This is a genomic window from Micromonospora sp. NBS 11-29 (assembly GCF_002140155.1).
Classification (GTDB): Bacteria; Actinomycetota; Actinomycetes; order Mycobacteriales; family Micromonosporaceae; genus Micromonospora.
Genome location: NZ_NAPR01000035.1, coordinates 1 through 19557 on the forward strand (window position 1 = coordinate 1; position 19557 = coordinate 19557).

The following is a 19557-nucleotide window of genomic DNA, read 5'->3' on the forward strand; positions in this document are numbered from 1 at the left end:
ATGCCCCCCGCCGATCGGCTCGCGATGCGCGCCGTGGCCTTCGCCGGCTGGTGGACGCCGGCGCTGGCGGTGCTCGCCGTGGTGGAGGCGGCGGCCGAGCTGGCGTTGCCCGCGGTCCTGGGACGGGCGGTGGACGCCGCGGTCGGCACCGCGCCGCGGTCGGCGTCGCCCGGCGGGTGGACGGCGATCGTCGTCGCCCTGGTGCTGGTGCTGATCGGGACGCGGGCGGCCCGGGACTACGGCACCGGCGCGGCCGGGGCCCGATCGGTGGCCGCGCTGCGGCACGCCCTGACCCGTCACCTCTTCGCCCTCGATCCGCGAACCGTGAGCCGCCGGCCGGCGGGTGACCTGGTCGGCCGCCTGGTGGGGCAGGTCGCCGACGCCGGGCAGGCCGCACCGACGGTCGTGCAGGCCGGCAGCGTGCTGCTGCCGACGCTGGGCAGCCTGGTCGCGCTCACCCTGATCGATCCGTGGCTCGGTCTGACCTTCGTGGCCGGGCTGCTGCTCCTGGCCGTGCTGCTGCGACGCTTCGTCAGCGAGGCCTCCGACGCGGTGGCCGGCTACCAGCGGGCCCAGGGCGACCTGGCCGGGCGGCTCGTCGAGGCGCTCACCGGCGCGCGGACGATCACCGCCGCCGGCACCGCCGGGCGGGAGGTCGACCGGGTGCTCACCCCGCTGCCCGAACTCCGCCGGCACGGCGGACGCACCTGGCGGGTGCTCGCCGGGGCGGCCGCCCGGGGCGCCCTGCTGAGTCCGCTGCTGCAACTGGCGATCATCGCCGTCGGCGGATGGTTGCTGTCCGCCGGGCGGCTGACCCCGGGAGAACTGCTCGCCGCGCTCCAGTACGCCGCGATCGGCGCCGGGCTGGGCGCCGCCATCGCCGCCGTCAACACCGCCGTGCGGGTGCGCGCCGGCTGCGGCCGGGCCGCCGAGATCCTCGCCGAACCCGCCCGCCGGCACGGTACGCGGGACCTGCCGCCCGGGTCGGGCCGGCTGGAGCTGTGCGGCGTCGACGTCCGTGGCGACGACGGACAGCCGCTGCTCGACCGGGTCGACCTGCGGGTGCCGGGCGGGACGCTGCTCGCCGTCGTCGGGCCGTCCGGCGCCGGCAAGTCCCTGCTCGCCGCCGTCGCCGGTCGACTGCGCGACCCCGACTCCGGCGAGGTACGCCTGGACGGTGTGCCGCTGCGGGAGCTGACCCCCTCGGCGTTGGGCCGGGCGGTCGGCTACGGCTTCGAACGGCCGGTGCTGGTCGGGGAGACGGTCGGCGCGGCGGTCGGCTGCGGCGACGACCCGGTGCCGCTGGCCCGGTCGGCCGAGGTCCACGACGTGGTGCAGCGGCTGCCCGAGCGCTACCGCACGCCGCTGACCGGGCTGGCCCTCTCCGGTGGCGAGCGGCAACGGCTCGGACTGGCCCGCGCGCTGCGCGCCGAGCGGCTGCTGATCCTCGACGACGCGACGTCCAGCCTGGACACCGTCACCGAACACCGGGTGGTCGACGCGCTCACCGGGCACCACGACCAGCGTACCCGGGTGGTGGTGAGCCACCGGGTGGGCACCGCCGCCCGCGCCGACCTGGTGGCCTGGGTGGACGGTGGCCGGGTGCGCGCGGTCGCCCCGCACGAGGCGCTCTGGGACGACCCGGCGTACCGGGCGGTGTTCCGGTCATGACCACGGTGGGCGCGGTGACCCGCGCGGAACTGTCGGCGCGACGCGGACCGCTGCTGCGGTTGGCCGCCTGGTCGCTGGCCGAGGCGCTGCCGGCCGCGCTGACCGGCCTGCTGACCGCCCGGGCCGTGGACGAGGGCTTCCTCGCCGGCCGGCCCGGCGTCGGGCTGCTCTGGCTGGGGCTGATCGCGGTCGCCGTGCTGGTCGGCGCGCTCGGCACCCGGCAGGCGTACGGGCTGCTGGGCGACGTGGTCGAGCCGTTCCGTGACGATCTGCTGCGGCGGGTGGTGGCGGGGGCGCTGGCCGGCGCGACCGACGGGCGGGGCGACGACGCGGCGGTCACCCGCCTGACCCACCAGGTGGAGATGGTCCGGGACACCTGGGCCGGCCTGCTGATGGTGGTCCGGGGCTTCGTGTTCGCCGCCGGCGCGGCCGTGGTCGGCCTGTGCTCCCTGGCCGCCCCGGTCGCGCTGCTGGTGACCGGCCCGGTGCTCGTCGGTCTGCTGCTCTTCGCGGCGGCGCTGCCGGCGATGGTGGCCCGGCAGCGCGAGTACGTCCTGGCCGGCGAGCGGCTCGGCCGAGACGCGGTCGTCGCGGTGGCCGGCCATCGCGACGTCACGGTCAGCGGGGCCGGGGACCGGGTCGTCGGCTGGCTCGGCGAGCACGTCGACGCGCAGGCGCGGGTGGAGCGGCGGCTGGCCACCATGGCCGCCGCGCGCAGCCTGAGCCTCGCCGTCGGCGGGTGGCTGCCGGTGCCCCTGCTGCTGGTCGCCGCGCCGTGGCTGCTCGGGCAGGGCCTCGGGCCGGGTGCGCTGCTCGGCGCGCTGATCTACGTGGTCCGCGGCATCCAGCCGGCGCTGCACACCCTGTTCCAGGGCGTGGCGGCCGGCGGTCTGCGCTTCGTGGTCACCCTCGACCGGCTGCTGCGCACCTGCGTACCTCCGGCGGAGCCCGGCGGTCCGGCGACCCTGTCGCCGCCCGACCCGGCCGCGCCCGCGCTGTCGCTGGACGCGGTGACCTTCCGGTACGGGCGGCACGCCGCGCCGGTGCTCGACGGCTTCGACCTGACCGTGCCGGCCGGTGACCACCTGGCCATCGTCGGCGCGAGCGGGATCGGCAAGTCCACCCTGGCCGGACTGATGGCCGGGGTGCTGCACCCGGATTCCGGCACGGTCCACGTCGCGGGGACGCCGACGGTCGCGGCCACCGCGGCCGAGCTGGCGGCCCGCCGGGTGCTGATCCCGCAGGAGGCGTACGTGTTCACCGGCACGGTCCGGGACAACCTCCGGTACCTGCGGCCCGATCTGGACGACGCGACGATCACCGGGGCGGCGGACCGGCTTGGCCTGACCGCCCTGCTGGCCCGCCTCGGTGGCCTCGACGCGATCGTGCGTCCCGCCGGCCTGTCCGCCGGGGAGCGCCAGCAGGTGGCCCTGCTGCGGGCCTGGCTGGCGCCGGCACCGCTGGTCATCCTGGACGAGGCGACCTGCCATCTGGACCCGGCCACCGAGGCGCGGCTGGAGCTGGCCTTCGCCGCCCGGCCCGGCACCCTCGTGGTGATCGCGCACCGGATCACCTCGGCGACGCGGGCCCGACGGGTGCTGCTGCTCGACGGTGGGCAGGCCCACCTGGACAGCCACCGGGGCCTGCTGGCCGGCTCGGCGGCGTACCGGGAACTGGTGGGTTACTGGGAGGGCAGCGGGGCGGTCAGATCCAGCAGGACTCGCGAGCGATCCGTACCGCTTCCAAGCGGGTCCGGGCCCCGGTCTTCGCCATGATGTGCGACAGGTGGTTGCGGACCGTCCCGGGGGAGACGTCGAGCTTCTGGGCGATCTCCCGGACCGGCACGCCGTCGGCGACCACCTCCAGCACCTCCCGCTCCCGCAGGGTCAACGGATTGTCCGCCACCTCCAGCGCGGCGACGACCAGCTCCGGGTCGAGCACGACCTGACCGTCGGCGAGCTGCCGGACCCCCTCGGCGATCCGCTCCGGCGGCACGTCCCGGCTGAGGAAACCGATCGACCCGTGGTGCTCGGCGAGCATCGTCCGGATCCGCCCGGCGCGACGGTGGTCCACCAGCACCAGGAGCCGCCCGCCGTGGCTGCCGTCGGCCGTGGCGGCGAGCCGGGCCAGCTGGTGCAGCGGTACGAGGTCCACGTCGATCACGGCGACGTCCGGGCGTATGCCGAGCAGCGCGACCCGGACGGCGTGGGCATTGTCCGCCTCGGCGACGACCTCGATGTCACCCTGGGCGGCCAGCAGGTGGGCGAGCGCGCCCCGGACCAGCCGTCCCTTGAGCGCGAGCAGCGTGCGGACCATGTCGACTCCCAGCCATGACCCCCGCCTTCCCTGACGTACCGTGCACGATCGATAACCGGCCGTCGGGAATCCTATGTAAATTCGTTGTGTCGGGAACCCTGCTGTCCGTTTGCCGTCAGATCCAGCCGGCCTCCTGGGCGCGGCGCACCGCCTCCCACCGGTTCCGGCCGCCGGCCTTGCGCAGCAGGCTGGAGAGGTGGTTGCGGACGGTNCGGCGGCGGCCACCTCACGCTCGCGGTCGCTGAGCGGGTTGACCGCCGTGTCCAGGGCGGCCAGGGCGGTCACCGGGTCGATGGCGCGGCGCCCCTGCGCGACGGCCCGCAACTGGGCGAGCATCTCCTCGGGCGGCACGTCCTTGGCGATGACCCCACGGACCCGTAGTCGCAGCGCGGACCGCAGCACCCGGGCGGTCGGCCGGTTGGTCAGCACCACGACCGCGCAGTCCGGCACGGTGGCACGCAACGCCGCCACCACGCTCGTCGGGTCGTCGTCCGGGTCGAGGTCGACGAGCACCAGATCGGGGTGGGAGCCGGCGAGGCGGCGCAGCTGCGCCGGATCCGCCTCGCCCTGCGCCACCACCTCGAAGTCGGGCGCCGCCGCGACCACCCCGGCCACCACCGTCCGACACAGGCCGGGCACACCGAGCACGGCCACCCGGACCGGCGGAGTCGACCCGGGCGGTACTGCGCTCCCCACGTCACCCATGGGTCCACTGTGCACTACGCGGTGTCACCGGTCACCATCCGGTCGTCCGCGTCGGCCGGCGTCCCGGTGGAATGATCGGTCCCTTCGCCGTCCGGCCGTCAACGGGCGAGCGCGGCGGCCAGCCGGCGGACCGCCTCGTCCATCCGTTGCGGCGGTGCGGCGGCGTAGGTGAGGCGCAGGTGCGCAGCCGGCGGCTCGGCGGCGTACCAGGGGCGACCGGGGAAGACGGTGACACCCTCTGCGGCGGCGGCCGAGGTCAGCGCGACGTCGTCGACGCCGTCCGGTAGCCGTACCCACAGGTGCAGGCCACCCCGCGGCACACCCGGCGGGACCAGCGAGGGCAGGTGCCGGTCCAGCGCCGCGAGCAGCGCCTCCCGGCGGGCCCGCAGCTCCCGGCGCAGCGTACGGCGGTGCCGCTCCCAGGCCGGCGCGGTGAGGAACTCCAGCGTGGCCTGTTGCAGCGGCCCGGCGACGAAGAGGTCGTCGAGCAGCCGGGCGGCGCGCAGCCGGGCGCCGGCCGGCCCGCGGGCGCCCAGCGCGGCGATCCGCAGGCCCGGTGCCGCCGACTTGGTCAGCGAGCGCAGGTAGACGACGTGCCCGGCCGGGTCGTCGGCGGCCAGCGGGGGCGGCGCCTCGCCGTCGATGGTCAGGTCGCGGGCGTAGTCGTCCTCCACGAGGAACGCGCCGGCCTCGCGCACCACGGCCGCGACCCGGGTACGCCGGTCGGCGGCGAGGGTCGCGCCGTGCGGGTTGGCATACAGCGGCTGGCAGTAGAAGAGTCGGGCGCCAGTGCGGGTGAACGCGGCGGCGAGCTGGTCGGGCCGTACGCCGTCGGCGTCGGCGGGCACGGGCACCACCCGCAGGCCGGCCGCGTGCGCGGTGGCCAGCGCGCCCAGGTAGGTGGGGGACTCGACGAGCAGGGTGTCGCCGGGGACGGTGAGGGCCCGGAAGGTGGACGACAACGCCGCCTGCCCGCCCGGACAGATCACCATGTCCTCGGCCGACAGGCCGCCACCGACCTCGCGGGCGAACCAGGCCCGCAGGTCCGCCCGCCCCTGGACCGGGCCGCGCTGCCACGCCGCCGGCTGACGGGCCGCGCGGGCCAGCGCCGCACCGAGCGCGGCGGCCGGCTGGAGGTCCGGGGCCAGGTACCCACCGGAAAGCGGAATTGCCCCCTCTGGCGATAACGCCAGTAGCGCCTGCATCTCGTCCTCGCCGCCCCGCCGGTGGCCGAGCGCGACGGTCTGCCACGACAGGTCCTCCTCGGGCCGCGCGGATCGCCGGGGTGCCACGAAGGCGCCCCGACCCGACCGGGTTTCCACCAGGCCCTGTGCCACCAGCCGACGGGTCGCCTCGGCGACGGTGACCGGGGAGACGCGGTGGTGCGCGGTCAACGCGCGCACCGACGGCAGTCGCGTCCCGGGCGCTGCCGCCGCCGCGAGCCCGCCCAGGTGCTCGACAACCCGATCCGCAGCGCTACCATCATTCATGACAGCACAGCGTAGCGCTACTGACCCCATGACGGTAACGGCGAAACCGGCCGGCGGGATCGCCCTCGGCGCGCTGGGGGTGCTCGCGTTCAGCATGTCGCTGCCGATGACCCGCGTCGCCGTGCAGGAACTCGACCCCTGGTTCGTCGCTTTCGGACGGGCCGTCGGCGCGGCGCTGCTCGCGTGGGCCTACCTGCGGCTGACCGGTGCGCCCCGCCCCACCCGCGACCAGTGGCGGCGGCTGTCGGTCGTCGCGCTCGGTGTCGTCGTCGGCTTCCCGCTGTTCACCTCGCTCGCGCTGACCACGCAGACCTCCGCGCACGGCGCGGTCGTCGTCACCGTGCTGCCCGCGACGACGGCGGTGTTCGCGGTGCTGCGGGCCGGCGAACGACCGCCGCCACTGTTCTGGATCGCCAGCGCCGCCGGGCTGACGACGGTGCTCGCCTTCCTCGCCACCAGCGGCGCGATGCACGGCTCGCTGTCCCGGGCCGACCTGTTCCTGCTCGTCGCCGTGGTGCTGTGCGGCCTCGGCTACGCCGAGGGCGGCGTGCTGTCCCGCGACCTCGGCGGCGCGCGGACGATCTGCTGGGCGCTGCTGCTCTCGCTGCCGGCCACCGTGCCGATCACGGCGGTGGCCGCGACCGTCCACCATCCCCGGGCCGGCGTCGCCGCCTGGTCCGCCTTCGGCTATCTCACGCTGGTGTCGATGTTCCTCGGCTTCTTCGCCTGGTACGCCGGCCTGGCGCGCGGCGGCATCGCCCGGGTCGGCCAGATCCAACTCGCCCAGCCGGTGCTCACGCTGCTCTGGTCGGCCCTGCTGCTCGGTGAGGCGCTCACCCCGGCCACGGTCGTCGTGGCGGGGGCGGTGCTGGCCTGCGTCGTGCTGATCCAACGCACCCGTGCTCGCTCCGACCGGTAGCGCTGCTACCGCCCTTCCGGCGGCGCCTGAGCGTCGAGCGATCGGAGCAGGTCCGCCACCCGGTCCCTGATCTCGTCGCGGACCTGGCGGACGACGTGCAGGGACCGGCCGGCCGGATCGGTGAGCGGCCAGTCCTCGTAGCGGCGGCCGGGCAGCACGGGACAGGCGTCGCCGCAGCCCATGCTGACGATGACGTCGCTGGCCTCGGCGTCGTCCCAGGTGAGCCGGGCGGGCGTCTGGCCGGTGATGTCGATGCCGACCTCGCGCATGGCCTCGACGGCGACGGGGTTGAGCCGGTCGGCGGGCTCGCTGCCGGCGGACCGCACCTCGACGGCGTCCCCGGCGAGGTGGCGCAGCCAGCCGGCGGCCATCTGGGAGCGGCCGGCGTTGTGCACGCAGAGAAACAGGACGCTGGGCTTGCTGCTCATCGGGCTTCGGTCTCCTGGGTGAGGTGGGGCACGACCACGGCGTCGACGGTGTCGGCGGCATCGGGGTACCAGGCGGCGAGGGCGGCGAGCGCGACCAGGCCACCCACGACCTGGGCGACGAGGAAGCCGGGCACCGAGGTCGGGGCGATGCCGGCGAAGGTGTCCGAGAAGGCGCGGCCGATCGTGACGGCCGGGTTGGCGAACGACGTCGACGACGTGAACCAGTAGGCCGCACCGATGTAGGCGCCGACGGCGGCGGGCGCGGCGGTGGTGCGACCGGAGCGGGCGAGGGCGAAGACCAGGAGGACCAGGCCGGCGGTGGCGACCACCTCGGCCAGCCACAGGTGCCCTCCCGTCCGTTCGGTGCGGGACCAGGTGACGGCCGGCAGGTCGAACATGAGGCCGGCGAGGACGGCCCCGGTGACCGCGCCGCCGGTCTGGGCCGTGGCGTAGACGGCGAGGTCGCGCCCGGTCAGGCCGGTGCCGGCGCGGCGGCCGAGCCACCAGTCGACGGCGGAGACGACCGGGTTGAGGTGGGCCCCGGAGACCGGGCCGAAGGTCAGGATCAGTGCGCCCAGGGCGAGGGCGGTGGCGATCGAGTTCTCCAGCAGTTGGAGCCCGGGGTCGGCGGGGGACAGCCGGGCGGCCGCGATCCCCGAGCCGACGACGGCGGTGACGAGCAGGGCGGTGCCGGCGAACTCCGCCGATGCCCGCCGGGGCAGGGCGAGGCTCACGCCACGCCCTCGTCGCCCGAGATCGCCAGCAGCGCGCCGAGCCGACGGAACGCCTCGGGCCTGACCCGGTACCAGACCCAGGTCCCCCGCCGCTCCGAGTCGACGAGACCGGCCTCGCGGAGGACCTTGAGGTGGTGGGAGATGGTCGGCCCGGACAGGTCGAACGCGGGGGTCAGGTCGCAGACGCACATCTCCGGCACGGAGGCGATCATCGACATCAGACGGAGCCGGATCGGGTCGCCCAGGGCCTTGAACATGGGCGCGACCACGGCGGCCTGCTCCGGTGCCATGGGACGGCCCGCGATCGCGTCGAGACCAGCTTGTTTCGACATCTGTCTAGCTTGACAGATGTCGAAACAAGCGGCAACCTGGGGTCTGCTTCGACAAACGTCTAGACAAGGAGCTCCCATGTCCCGAGTTCAGCTCGCGCTGCGTGTGTCCGATCTCGAAGGCTCCGTCGCCTTCTACACCAAGCTGTTCGGCGTCGAGCCGGCCAAGCGTCGCCCCGGCTACGCCAACTTCGCCGTCGAGAACCCGCCGTTGAAGCTCGTGCTCCTTGAGGGCGAGACCGACCGGCCCACCGCCCTGGACCACCTGGGCGTCGAGGTGTCCAGCACCGACGAGGTCGACGCCGCCACCCGGCGCCTGACCGAGTCCGGCCTGATCACGCTGGCGGAGAACGACACCGAGTGCTGCTACGCCCTGCAGGACAAGGTCTGGGTACGCGGCCCGGGTGACGAGCGCTGGGAGGTCTACACCGTCAAGGGTGACTCCGCGCAACTGGAGAAGGTCGCCGAGGCCGACTGCTGCACCCCGGTCGCCTGACGGTCGCGGTGTCATCGGGGTCCGGCGGGCGGGACAGTGTTGACCTAATCCGATAGGTCAAGTAGGAATTAGCGAGCCGCCCCTTCCTGGAGTGATCTCGTGACCACGACGCTGTCCGTACCGCCCGCCGAGGCCCCCGACGCCGGCCCCGTCACGTCCCGCACGGCCCTCGCGCCGCGCGGTGGCCGACGGCGCCGGCTCGCATTGCGGCTCGTGGCGCTGATCGCGCTGTACGCGCTGTGGGAGATCGCCGCACGCGTCACCCGCAACCCCACATTCATCCCGACCCCCGGCGCGGTCTGGCACCAACTGGTCCAGACCTCGACCACCCACGACGGTGTTCGCGGCTACAGCGGCCACCTGTTGATCGAGCACCTCGGCGTGAGCCTGCGCCGCATCCTCGTCGGCTCGGCGATCGGCGTGGCCGGCGGCCTCGTCATCGGCGTCGTGATGGGCACGGTCGGCTGGATCCGGGTGGTCGCCGAGCCGGTCGTGACGTTCGTCCGGGCGCTGCCGCCGCTGGCCTACTTCAGCCTGTTCATCATCTGGTTCGGCATCGACGAGACACCCAAGCTGTGGCTGCTGTCGATCGCCGCGCTGCCGCCGGTGGCGGTGGCGACCGCCGCGGCCGTGCACGCCGCGCCGGCCGGGCTGGTCGAGGCCGCCCGCGCGCTCGGCGCCGGCCGGTGGGCGGTCACCCGCGACGTGGTGCTGCCGAACGCGCTGCCCGAGATCTTCACCGGCATCCGGATCGCGGTCGGCGTCGCGTACTCGTCGGTGGTCGCCGCCGAGACCATCAACGGCGTGCCCGGCATCGGCGGCATGGTCCGCGACGCCCAGCGCTACTCCCAGACCGACGTGGTCGTGCTCGGACTGTTCGCCATCGGCCTCTCCGGCCTGCTCATCGACGCCCTGCTGCGGACCGCCGAAAAACGGCTGATCCCGTGGCGTGGCCGTGCCTAGACAAGGAAGACCACCCGTGAAGAAGCTACTGACCGGCCTCACCGTGCTGCTCCTCGCGGCGGTCGCGGGCTGCGGCGACGGCGCCGCGAGCGGCGGCGCGGACCCGGAGCGCAAGACCATCCGCATCGCCTACCAGGCGTTCCCCAGCGGTGACCTGGTCGTCAAGAACCAGGGCCTGCTGGAGAAGGCGTTGCCGGACTACAAGATCACCTGGACCAAGTTCGACTCCGGCGCCGACATCAACACCGCGTTCGTGGCCAGGAGCCTGGACATCGCGGCGATCGGGTCCAGCCCGGTGGCCCGCGGGCTCTCCGCGCCGCTGAATATCCCGTACCGGGTGGCGTTCGTGCTCGACGTGGCCGGCGACAACGAGGCGCTGGTGGCCCGCAACGGCACCGGCATCACCGGTGTGGCCGGGCTGCGCGGCAAGAAGGTCGCCACCCCGTTCGCCTCCACCGCGCACTACAGCCTGCTGGCCGCGCTGGCCCAGGCCGGCGTCAAGGAGTCCGAGGTGACCGTCGTCGACCTGGAGCCGCAGGACATCCAGGCCGCCTGGGGCCGGGGGGACATCGACGCCGCGTACACCTGGTTGCCGTCGCTGGCCGAGGTCAAGAAGACCGGCAAGGTCCTCGTCTCCAGCCGCCAGCTCGCCACCGCCGGCAAGCCCACCCTGGACCTGGGCGTGGTCTCCACCGCGTTCGCCGACGCGCACCCCGACGCGGTCGACGCCTGGCGCAAGGCCGAGGCCCAGGCGCTCGACCTCATCGCGTCCGACCCCGCGTCGGCGGCCAAGGCCGTCGCCGCCGAACTCAACCTCAGCCCGCAGGACGCGCAGTTCCAGCTCTCGCAGGGCGTCTTCCTCAAGCCGACCGACCTCTCCACGCCGGAGTGGCTCGGCACCGAGGGCAAGGTGGGCAAGCTCGCCGAGAACCTCGTCGCCGCCGCGCAGTTCCTCAAGGAGCAGCAGAAGATCGACGCGGTGCCGGCGCTCGCCGACGTGCAGAAGGCGATCTACGTCAAGGGCCTGCCCGATGTCCTCGGGTGACGCCGTGGTGCTCGACTCGGTCGANNACCTCACCGTCCCGGCCGGGGAGTTCCTGGTGCTGGTCGGCGCGTCCGGCTGCGGCAAGACCACCCTGCTGCGGCTGATCGCCGGCTTCGAGCAGCCGTCCGCCGGCACCGTCCGCACCGCCGGGCGTGCCCCCGTCCCCGGGCGCGGCGCCGGACTGGTCTTCCAGCAGCCACGCCTGTTCCCGTGGAAGACCGTCGGCGGCAACGTCGCGCTGGCCCTGACGTACGCCGGCGTGCCGGCCACCGCCGAGCGGGTCGAGGAGCTGCTGGAACGCGTCGGCCTGCGGGACGTGGCACGTCGCCGCATCTGGCAGATCTCCGGCGGCCAGCAGCAGCGCGTCGCGATCGCCCGTGCGCTCGCCGTCGACAACCCGCTGCTGCTGCTCGACGAGCCGTTCGCCGCGCTGGACGCGCTCACCCGGGAACGGCTCCAGGAGGACCTGCGGCGGGTGAGCGCGGAGTCCGGGCGTACCTGTGTGTTCGTCACCCACAGCGTGGACGAGGCCGTCTTCCTCGGCAGCCGTGTCGTGGTGCTCACCCCGCGGCCCGGCCGCATCGCCCTCGACCTGCCCATCGACCTGCCGCGTACCGGGACCGCCCCGGACGAGCTGCGCGGCCTGCCCGAGTTCGCCGCGCTGCGCGCCCAGCTCGGCGCCGCCGTCCGCACCCCGGAGGTAGTCAGATGAAGGAACTGGAACCGCTCGGTCCGCACTTCGGCGCGATCGTGCACGGCGTCGACCTGGCCTCCGCCACCGACGACGAGATCGTCGAGATCCGCGCCGCGCTGGTCGAGCGCAAGGTGCTGTTCTTCCGCGAGCAGATCCTCGACGACGACGACCAGGTGGCGCTCGGCCGACGCCTCGGCGAGCTCACCGTCTCGCACCCGGTCGTCGGCGGCGTCGACGAGGCGCACCCGGAGATCTACGAGCTGGACAGCGCCGACAACGGCTTCGCCGACATCTGGCACACCGACGTGACGTTCATGAAGCGGCCGCCGCTCGGCTCGATCCTGCGCGCGGTGACGCTGCCGCCCACCGGCGGCGACACCAACTGGACCGACGCCCAACTGGCGTACGACTCGCTGGCCGCGCCGGTGCGGCGGCTCGNGGCAACCGCGAGTTCGGTTACTACCTCGCCCAGCGGCGCGGCGGTCGGGGCAACGAGTGGGACGGCGAGGTGGTGACCCGGCTGACCCCGGTCGAGCACCCGGTGGTGCGGGTGCACCCGGAGACCGGCCGCCGCGGCATCTTCGTCAACCCCGGCTTCACCTCCCACATCGTCGGGGTGTCGGAGTACGAGAGCCGGGCGATCCTGGACATGCTCTACGCCCACCTGACCAAGCCCGAGCACATCGTGCGGCACCGGTGGCGCCCCGGTGACGTGGCGATGTGGGACAACCGGAGCACGGCGCACTACGCGAACCGCGACTACGGCGACGCACGCCGGGTGATGCACCGGATCACGCTGCGCGGCGACGTGCCCGTGGGCCCGGCGGAGGTCCGCGCGGCTGGCTGACCCCTCGGCGGTTCGTACGCGAGTTCGGTGAAGTGGTGGCATCAAGCGCGCTTGATGCCACCNGGCCGACCCGCCCCCGAGCCAGTGCAAAAAACCTGCAAACGCCAGCCCTTGCCCTGGGCGAAAGCGCTTTCATACGATTGCGTTACATCGATGTTTCATTTGCGGCTCGGGCCCCGCGAATGGATGAACGATTCTCCTTCCCCTGTTCGGCGACCGTCGTTGCTCGGCGGTTGATCCGGCATGCGCGAATTCGAAGCGAGGCGAAATGAGGAAACCAGTCGCACTGCGACTTCAGGCGACCCTGGCCACGGCGGTGGTGGGTGTCGGCGTCGGCGTCCTGGTGCCGACCCTCCAGGCGTCGGCGGCGGCCGGCACCGCCACCGGCTACGCGTCCCAGAACGGCGGGACCACCGGCGGCGCGGGCGGGCAGACGGTGCGGGCCAGCACCGGAACCGCGATCCACGCCGCGCTGTGCAACCGGGCCAGCAGCAGCACCCCGATCATCATCGAGGTGTCCGGGACCATCAACCACGGCAACACCGCCAAGGTCTCGGGTTCGAGCTGCAACACCGCGGCCGGCGTGATCGAGCTGAAGCAGATCAGCAACGTCACCATCATCGGGGTGGGCAGCGGCGCGGTCTTCGACCAGCTCGGCATCCACATCCGCGACTCCCGCAACATCATCATCCAGAACGTGACGGTGCGGAACGTCAAGAAGTCCGGCTCGCCCACCTCCAACGGCGGCGACGCCATCGGCATGGAGAGCACGGTCCGCAACATCTGGGTGGACCACGTCACGCTGGAGGCGTCGGGCGGGGAGTCGGAGGGCTTCGACGGCCTCTTCGACATGAAGGACGACACGCAGTACGTGACGCTGTCCTACAGCATCCTGCGCAACTCCGGCCGGGGCGGGCTCATCGGGTCCAGCGAGAGCGACCGGTCGAACGGCTTCGTCACGTTCGACCACAACCTCTACGAGAACATCGACTCCCGGACGCCGCTGCTGCGGGGCGGCATCGCGCACATGTACAACAACCACTACGTGAGCCTGCACGAGTCCGGCATCAACTCCCGGGCCGGTGCGCGCGCCAAGGTGGAGAACAACTACTTCCGCAACTCGAAGGACGTGCTGGGCACGTTCTACACCAACGAGCGCGGCTCGTGGCAGGTCGGTGGCAACATCTTCGACAACGTGACCTGGTCCGCCGCCGGTAACGAGAACTATCCGGCGGGGCCGAACCCGACCTCCAACACCACCGTGAGCATTCCCTACCCGTACCGGCTGGACGGGGCGAGCTGCGTGCCGGACATCGTGCGGCAGACGGCGGGCGCGAACACCGGCCTGCGGGTGTCCGACGGCAACTGCACGCCGCAGTCGCCGCCGCCCACCACGGCGGGCCCCACCACGCCCGCGCCGACCACGCCCGCGCCGACCACGCCCGCGCCGACCACGCCCGCGCCGACCACGCCGCCCCCGTCCGGCGGGACCAACCTGAGCCTCGCCTCGGGCGCCGGCGCCGACGGCTCCAGCAAGGCCGACGGGACCAGCTACGGCAACGTGCGCGACGCCAACCTGAGCACGTACTGGTCGCCGTCCGGGTCGACCGGCACGATCTCGATCAAGTGGGGCTCCGCCACCCGGGTGTCCCGCGTGGTCATCCGCGAGCCGTCGGGCACCCAGGGCTCGATCGGTTCCTGGCAGCTCGTGAACAACGACACCGGGGCCGTGCTGGCCTCGGGGAGCGGGGCGGGCGCGATCACGTTCGCCGCGACCTCGTTGACCAAGATCAACTTCAAGATCAACAGCTCCAACGGCACGCCGAGGGTCGGCGAGTTCGAGACGTACGCCGGCTGAGCGCCGGCGCGGGGCGGGCGTGGCCGGGTCCGGTCGCGCCCGCCGTCGCGCGGCCCGGTCAACGCGGCCCGGTCGCCTCGTCCCGGCGCAGCTCCGCGACCGCGTACAACCGCAGCAGGTCGTGCAGGGAATACCGACCGTCCGGGCCCTGCCGCACCAGCCCGAGGTCGAGCAGCTCGCCGAACGCCGCCGCGGTGACCGCCGGCGGCCCGGCGGCCCGGACCGCCGCCAGCGGCACCCCGGTCGTCGCGCCCGGCACCAGCGCCAACCGCCGGAACAGCCGCCGCCCCACCTCGGACAACTGCCGGTACGACGACTCGAAGGCCGCCTTCACCGACAGGTCCCCGACGGCGAGCCCGTCCAGTCGCCGGTCCTCCGCGGCGAGCCGGGCGACGAGGTCGTCGGCGCTCCAGCCCGGCCGGCTGGCCAGCCGGTTACCGGCGATCCGCAACGCCAGCGGCACCCCCGCGCACAGGTCGGCGAGCCGGCTCAGCCCGGCGACCTGCGCCGCGCGGTCCGGCACGATGCCGGCCAGCATCCCCACCGCTACGGTCGTGGGCAGCGGCTCCAGCACGATCCGGCCCGCCGCCGCCAACCCGGGCAGGGCCCGGCGGCTGGTCACCAGCACGAGGCTCGGCCCGGCCGGCAGCACCGGCCGGATCTGCCCCTCGGCGGCGGCGTCGTCCAGCACCACCGCGACCCGCAGGCCCTCGGTGACGGACCGCCAGAGCGCCGCGGCCGCGTCCCGCGACCTCGGCACCGAGGCCACCCCCGGACGGACGGCGCGGATGAGCCGGTCGAGCACCACCGTCGCGGACGGCGGCCGGGCATGGGTGCCGCGCAGGTCGACGAAGAACTGACCATCCGGGTACGCGTCGGCCAGCTCCGCCGCCGCCTGCACCGCCAGCGACGTCTTGCCCAACCCGGGCGAACCGGTGACCAGGACGACGGCGCCGGCCGGTCCGGCACCGGCGCGGGCCGCGATGGCGTCCAGCTCCGCTCGCCGGCCGGTGAAGTCCGGCAGCCGGCGGGGCAGCGGACAGCGGTTGCCCGGCTCGGCCGGCTCCCCGGTGCCACGCTGCCGCCCGGCGCGCGCGGCGGTGAGCAACGCCGACCGCTGCGGTGCGGCGAGGCCGAGCGCGTCAGCCAGCGCCGCCACCGTCCGGGCCTGCGGGCCGCGACTGACGCCCCGCTCCATGTCGCTGATCGCCCGGGCGCTGACCCCGGAGCGGGCGGCCAACTGCGTGAGCGTCAGATCCGCCCGGGTGCGCAGCTCCCGCAACGACGTGGCGAAGGCCGGCTCCTGCGACATCCACGGCCTTCCTGCGCTGCTGCTCCCGACGGCAAGTGTGTCACGGCCTGCGGCGGGCTGGTCAACACCGGAGCAGCTCGTCCACCCGGTCCCGGGTCGCCCGCAGGCCGGCCTCGTCGCCCGCCTCCCGCTGCAACTCCATCGCCTCCCGCAGCGACGCCACCGCCGCGGCCACGTCGTCGAGGCGGACGAGCGCCTCCGCCCGGCGCGTGAGGATCTGCGCGGCGACGTGCAGCGCACCCAGCTCCCGCGCCAACGCCAGCGCCCGGTCACCGAACTCGATCGACCTCTGCCACTGCCCCGACATCAGGTGGACCCGGCCGATGGACCCGTAGGCCGACATCTCGGCCAACCGGGTGACATGCGGGGTGGGTGCCGTCGCCGGTGTCGTGACCACCTCGATGACCTCGGTGAACGTCTCGATGGCCGCGGCGTGGTCGCCCGCCCGGGCCTGGGCCTTGCCGCTCTCCATCAACGCCTGCGGCAGGCCCTCGCGCTCCCCGGCGGCCCGGAACAGGTCGACCGCCTCCCGGGCGAGGACCAGCGCCTGCTCGTGCGCGCCCGAACTGCCCAGGGCCCAGGCGCCGTAGTAGCGCGCCCATCCCTGCTGGGCGACGTCGCCGGCGCGGCAGGCATGCCCGTACGCCAGGTCGGCCTGCCGCAGGCCCTCCCGCGGATCGTCCAACGGATAGGTGTACGTCCAGGCCAGGTAGCCACGGTGGACGGCACACAACCGCTCGTCCCGCAGCGCCTCGGCCGCGCGCGTGGAGAGCGTGAACACCTCCTGCCAGTGGCCCGAGTGCAGCCACAGGTCGGAGAACCAGTGCAACGCCTCCGCCACCTCGATCACCCGGCGGTGCTCCCCGGCCGCGGCGGCCTGCCGCAACGCCGGCATCCAGTTCTCCGCCTCGGCCCGGAGCCATCCGCGGGCCGTCTCGGCCGTGTCCAACTCCACCCAGCGGGTCGCCCCCGGGGCGGGAGCGCCGAATGCCGGCTCGTACCACCGTCCCGCCACCACGGTGGTGTCCAGCAGCCAGTCCCGCATGCGCCGCGCGGCGGCCGCGCGGGCCGGGGCGTCCTCCGCCCGGGCCAGCTCCTCGCCGGCGTACGCCCGCAACAGGTCGTGGCTGGTGAACCGGCCGTCCCGGCGCTGCTGCACCAGGCTCAGGTCGAGCAGTTCGTCGAGCGCGTCCTCGGTGTCCGTGGGCGACCCGTCGGCCAGCACCGCGGCCAACTCGACCGACACGGAGGCGCCCGGCGCCAGCGCCAGTCGCCGGAACAACCGCCGTCCCGGCTCCGACAACTGCTGGTGCGACAGCCCGAACGCCGCCCGCACCTCCAGGTCACCGACGGCGAGGCCGTCCAACCGCCGTTCCTGCCGGTCCAGCCGGTCGGCCAGGTCGTCGGCGGTCCACCCCGGCCCGCCGGAGAGGCGGTTACCGGCGATCCGCAACGCCAGCGGCACGTTCGCGCACAACCGGGCCAACCGCCGCAGGCCGGCCGGCTGCTCCAGCGGATCCGCCGCGATGCCGGCCAGCAGGTCCACCGCCACCGCGTCCGGCAGCGGTCCGAGCACGATCCGGCGTACCCCCTCCAGCCCCAGCAGGCTGCGTCGGCTGGTCACCAGCACGGCGGCCGGGCCTTCCGTCGGCAGGACGGGACGCACCTGGTTCTCGTGCGCGGCGTTGTCCAGCACCACCAGGATCCGGCGGTCCCGGATCAGCGAACGCCACACGGCGGAGGCGTCCTCGACCGAGCGTGGCACCACACCGGTCGCCGGCTCCACCGCACGGATCAACCGGTCCAACACCGCCGCGGGGGAGATCGGCCGCGCGTCCAACCCCCGTAGGTCGACGAAGTACCGGCCGTCCGGGCAGGACCCCGCCAGCTCGCCGGCGGCCTGCACCACCAACGACGTCTTGCCGAGACCGGCCGATCCGCTCACCAGCACCACCGGGCCCGGATCACCGGCCCGCGCCCCAGCCGCGCATTCGACGACCGCGTCCAGCTCCGCCCGCCGGCCGGTGAAGTCCGGCACCCGGCGCGGCAGGGAGCACCGGTCCTCGGCGGCCGGATCGGAGGCGACCGCCCGGCGACGCCCGGCGCGGGCCGCCGCCAGCAACGCCGACCGGTCCGCCGGGCCGAGTCGCAGCCCGTCGGCAAGAGCCGCGACGGTACGCGTGCGCGGGCCCCGGCTCACACCACGCTCCATGTCGCTGATCGTCCGGTCGCTCACCCCGGACGCCGCCGCCAACTGTTCCAACGTCAGGTTGCCGCCGGTCCGCAACCGGCGAAGCACCTCACCCAGGCTTTCCTCGCCCGACATCCCGCCCCCTGAACCGCGAAGTCCCGGAGCGGAGATCTTTCCGTATCGGCCGCCGGCTGTCCTGTCGAGCCGGCGTGGGCGTGTGGGTGAGGATGCTCACCCACNGACGGTGGAGATGCTGCGTGCGCCGACGTTGACCGAGACCTGGTTCCCGTTCACGCCGGCCGGCTGACCGGCCGCGTTGGCGTTCTGCGAGGTGGCGACGTACTCCGCCTTGCTGACGTTCTGCGGCGCCTGGATGACGGCGTTGTTCACCGCGCTGGTGGACCGGTTGAGGATCACCAGGGTGATCTTCCCGTCGCCCTGGTAGGCGGTCACCTCCAGCGGCGAGGCCTTGGTGCTCTTCGTCAGGCCGATCCGCTGGTAACCCGGACGGACGTACTTGGCGAACTGCGAGAACGCGTACCCGCGCTTGAGCGGGGCGCCGGCCGTCGTGCCGTACGCGGCCTCACCGTCGCCGATGAACGAGTAGTAGCGCTTGCCGTACCACCAGACGTAGGCGCTCCAGTTGGACTCCATCGACTTGTGCACGGTGCGCATGATGTCGTCCAGCGTCTCGTTCCAGACCGCCTGGTTGCTGGGATTGCCCCAGATGTTGGAGCCGCTGCCGTCGGCCTCGTGCAGGTTCCACTCGGTCATCCACACCGGCTTGTTGTACTGCTGCGCGAGGGTGTACGGCTTCAGCCGGCCCGACGCCTCGGTGCCGTAGAGGTGCCCGCCGATGTAGCCGATGTTGTTGCGAGCGGCGGCGTCGTTCAAGGTCGGGTCGGTGTAGCCGTAGTTGAGGTTCACCGCCTCGGCGACCATCAACTTGGTGTTCTGCACCTTCGCGCCCTGCTCCCGGACGAACGTCTGGAGTTCGGTGCCGCTCCAGTCCATCGAGTCGTAGTCCGGGTGCCAGTCGGGCTCGTTCTGCACGGAGGTGACGTCGATCGTCACGCCCTGACCGCGCATGTACTGCACATAGCTGTTGAGGTGGTTGGCGTAGTCGTCGTAGTAGTCGGTCTTCAGCTTGCCGCCGTTGATCCGGCTGTTGTTCGTCTTCCAGGCCGCCGGCGCCGTCCAGGGCGACGCCATGATCTTCACGTTCGACCCGTACGACTTCGCCGTCTTCAGCGCGCTCACCTGCGTCGACCACTCGCTCGACACCGGCGAGAGACCGGTGCGCACGATGGACAGACCGAGCTGGTTCGGGCCCAGGCCGACCAGCGTCTGGGTCTCGGCCGTCGACCATGCGCCACCCCAGATCGACACCGCCGCGCCGAACCCGTCGACGGTCTGGTACTTCGTGGCGCTGTTCACCGTGATGTCCGCCGGCCCGCCCGGAGGCGGGGTGGACGGCGACGACGTCGGGGTGGGCGTCGGCGTGGGCGAGCTGGTCGGCGACGTGGTGGGTTCGGTGGTGCCGCCGGTGCAGGTGACGC

The 19557-nt window shown here is 73.8% G+C and carries 18 protein-coding genes; 10 read left to right on the forward strand and 8 right to left on the reverse strand.

Features of this window, described 5'->3' with window-relative positions:
• On the forward strand, positions 1–1671 hold a 1671-nt coding region (locus B1205_RS28420; RefSeq protein ID WP_089158404.1), incomplete at its 5' end, for an ABC transporter ATP-binding protein.
• A complete protein-coding gene (locus B1205_RS28425) occupies positions 1668–3446 on the forward strand; it encodes an ATP-binding cassette domain-containing protein (protein WP_089158405.1) in 1779 nt (592 codons plus the stop codon). The genes B1205_RS28420 and B1205_RS28425, both read left to right, overlap by 4 nt.
• Here B1205_RS28425 and B1205_RS32645 read toward each other — a convergent pair.
• Together B1205_RS32645 and B1205_RS28435 are read right to left on the reverse strand one after the other, a co-directional pair.
• Positions 3376–4692, reverse strand: coding sequence for a response regulator transcription factor (locus tag B1205_RS32645; RefSeq protein WP_089158406.1), 1317 nt, complete (start codon positions 4690–4692; stop codon positions 3376–3378). The two genes, B1205_RS28425 and B1205_RS32645, sit on opposite strands and share 71 nt — an antisense overlap.
• Positions 4693–4790: 98 nt before the next feature.
• Positions 4791–6182 carry an aminotransferase-like domain-containing protein gene (locus B1205_RS28435; protein WP_089158407.1) on the reverse strand — a complete coding sequence of 464 codons (1392 nt, stop codon included), beginning with the start codon at positions 6180–6182 and terminating at the stop codon, positions 4791–4793.
• A 28-nt stretch (positions 6183–6210) separates the two neighbouring features.
• On the opposite strand from B1205_RS28435, the gene B1205_RS28440 reads away from it, so the two are divergent.
• Positions 6211–7101 (forward strand): DMT family transporter, encoded by an 891-nt coding sequence (locus B1205_RS28440; RefSeq protein ID WP_089158408.1) that lies wholly within the window; start codon positions 6211–6213, stop codon positions 7099–7101.
• Positions 7102–7106: 5 nt separating this feature from the next.
• Here the strand turns inward: B1205_RS28440 and B1205_RS28445 are convergent, their stop codons facing one another.
• The 3 genes from B1205_RS28445 to B1205_RS28455 are packed head-to-tail and all read right to left on the reverse strand — an operon-like array spanning position 7107 to position 8595.
• Positions 7107–7529, reverse strand: coding sequence for an arsenate reductase ArsC (locus B1205_RS28445; protein WP_089158409.1), 423 nt, complete (start codon positions 7527–7529; stop codon positions 7107–7109).
• On the reverse strand, positions 7526–8263 hold the full coding sequence (locus tag B1205_RS28450; protein WP_089158410.1) for an aquaporin: 738 nt from the start codon (positions 8261–8263) through the stop codon (positions 7526–7528). The genes B1205_RS28445 and B1205_RS28450 overlap by 4 nt, the downstream gene beginning before the upstream one ends.
• Entirely contained in the window at positions 8260–8595 is a 336-nt protein-coding gene (locus B1205_RS28455) for an ArsR/SmtB family transcription factor (RefSeq protein ID WP_089158411.1), read from the reverse strand. Before B1205_RS28455 ends, B1205_RS28450 begins: the two co-directional genes overlap by 4 nt.
• 76 nt (positions 8596–8671) lie before the next feature.
• Here B1205_RS28455 and B1205_RS28460 point away from each other — a divergent pair, with 76 nt between their 5' ends.
• From B1205_RS28460 to B1205_RS28485, 7 genes are all read left to right on the forward strand, one after another.
• Complete coding sequence (locus B1205_RS28460; protein ID WP_089158412.1) at positions 8672–9088, forward strand: ArsI/CadI family heavy metal resistance metalloenzyme; 417 nt, start codon at positions 8672–8674, stop codon at positions 9086–9088.
• Positions 9089–9187: 99 nt separating this feature from the next.
• A complete protein-coding gene (locus B1205_RS28465; protein ID WP_140158167.1) occupies positions 9188–10051 on the forward strand; it encodes an ABC transporter permease in 864 nt (287 codons plus the stop codon).
• Between the two features lie 16 nt (positions 10052–10067).
• A complete protein-coding gene (locus B1205_RS28470; protein WP_089158413.1) occupies positions 10068–11096 on the forward strand; it encodes a taurine ABC transporter substrate-binding protein in 1029 nt (342 codons plus the stop codon).
• Positions 11083–11808 carry an ABC transporter ATP-binding protein gene (locus B1205_RS28475; protein WP_089158414.1) on the forward strand — a complete coding sequence of 242 codons (726 nt, stop codon included), beginning with the start codon at positions 11083–11085 and terminating at the stop codon, positions 11806–11808. The genes B1205_RS28470 and B1205_RS28475 overlap by 14 nt, the downstream gene beginning before the upstream one ends.
• A complete protein-coding gene (locus tag B1205_RS32650) occupies positions 11805–12305 on the forward strand; it encodes a TauD/TfdA dioxygenase family protein (RefSeq protein WP_254910282.1) in 501 nt (166 codons plus the stop codon). Before B1205_RS28475 ends, B1205_RS32650 begins: the two co-directional genes overlap by 4 nt.
• The gene (locus B1205_RS32655; protein WP_254910283.1) at positions 12302–12637 is read left to right on the forward strand and encodes a TauD/TfdA dioxygenase family protein; all 336 of its coding nucleotides are present in this window, start codon (positions 12302–12304) and stop codon (positions 12635–12637) included. The genes B1205_RS32650 and B1205_RS32655 overlap by 4 nt, the downstream gene beginning before the upstream one ends.
• Positions 12638–12905: 268 nt before the next feature.
• Positions 12906–14495, forward strand: coding sequence for a pectate lyase family protein (locus B1205_RS28485; protein ID WP_089158415.1), 1590 nt, complete (start codon positions 12906–12908; stop codon positions 14493–14495).
• 58 nt (positions 14496–14553) lie between these two features.
• Here the strand turns inward: B1205_RS28485 and B1205_RS28490 are convergent, their stop codons facing one another.
• The 3 genes from B1205_RS28490 to B1205_RS28500 all read right to left on the reverse strand — a co-directional run bounded on the left by B1205_RS28490 (position 14554) and on the right by B1205_RS28500 (position 19435).
• Complete coding sequence (locus tag B1205_RS28490; RefSeq protein ID WP_089158416.1) at positions 14554–15807, reverse strand: helix-turn-helix domain-containing protein; 1254 nt, start codon at positions 15805–15807, stop codon at positions 14554–14556.
• A gap of 61 nt (positions 15808–15868) precedes the next feature.
• Positions 15869–18133, reverse strand: a complete 2265-nt coding sequence (locus B1205_RS28495; RefSeq protein ID WP_089158417.1) for an ATP-binding protein — start codon at positions 18131–18133, stop codon at positions 15869–15871.
• 96 nt (positions 18134–18229) lie between these two features.
• Positions 18230–19435 carry a glycoside hydrolase gene (locus tag B1205_RS28500; RefSeq protein ID WP_254910284.1) on the reverse strand — a complete coding sequence of 402 codons (1206 nt, stop codon included), beginning with the start codon at positions 19433–19435 and terminating at the stop codon, positions 18230–18232.
• Between the last annotated feature and the right edge of the window lie 122 nt (positions 19436–19557).